Origin of the sequence: Alicyclobacillus suci (genome assembly GCF_017329615.1) — a bacterium.
In the GTDB taxonomy this organism is placed as follows: Bacteria; Bacillota; Bacilli; order Alicyclobacillales; family Alicyclobacillaceae; genus Alicyclobacillus; species Alicyclobacillus suci.
This window is the reverse complement of the sequence record NZ_JAFMTW010000165.1, coordinates 1-472: the sequence shown is the minus strand read 5'-3', so window position 1 is coordinate 472 and position 472 is coordinate 1. Positions and strand designations below refer to the sequence as shown.

Below are 472 nucleotides of genomic sequence, written 5' to 3'. Positions count from 1 at the left end.
TCTCTTCGACCGCTACGCCAAGGAATTCTGTTAACTGCCTCATACCGCCAAATTCACGCAACACGGCCTTACGCCAACCCTCATCGTATTTTGCTAAGGCTGATAGTGTGATGCTTGATTCAAGCGCTTTATTTGCAGTATCTAGGATAAGTTTCCGTGTCCACGCACGCTGCCTATTAGTCGCATCGGACACATATTCGATCTCCGCTAACGCCGCGTCCAAAGACCCAAAGTGTCTGTCAATGGCAGAGTATAGGCGGCTATCCAACTTCAGCAAAGCTCTGACGTCAATGCCAAGTGTTTGCGCCTGCCTAAGGTACTCAGTCAACTTTCCCTTTGCCCATGAAAAGCGGTCAGCCTCATCGGGAGAGATGCCAATGGATTCGAGAAAATTTGCCCAACTTTTATACTTATGGACGATAGACCGGTGTTCCCGAAAAAAATAGTGCTTGATAGTGGTATCCGATATATC

General features: G+C 47.7%; 1 protein-coding gene. It reads right to left on the bottom strand.

Features of this window, described 5'->3' with window-relative positions; genetic code table 11:
- Positions 1-472 (bottom strand): hypothetical protein (locus tag J3482_RS20265; protein ID WP_206923097.1); only part of this gene is annotated, 472 nt, incomplete at both ends.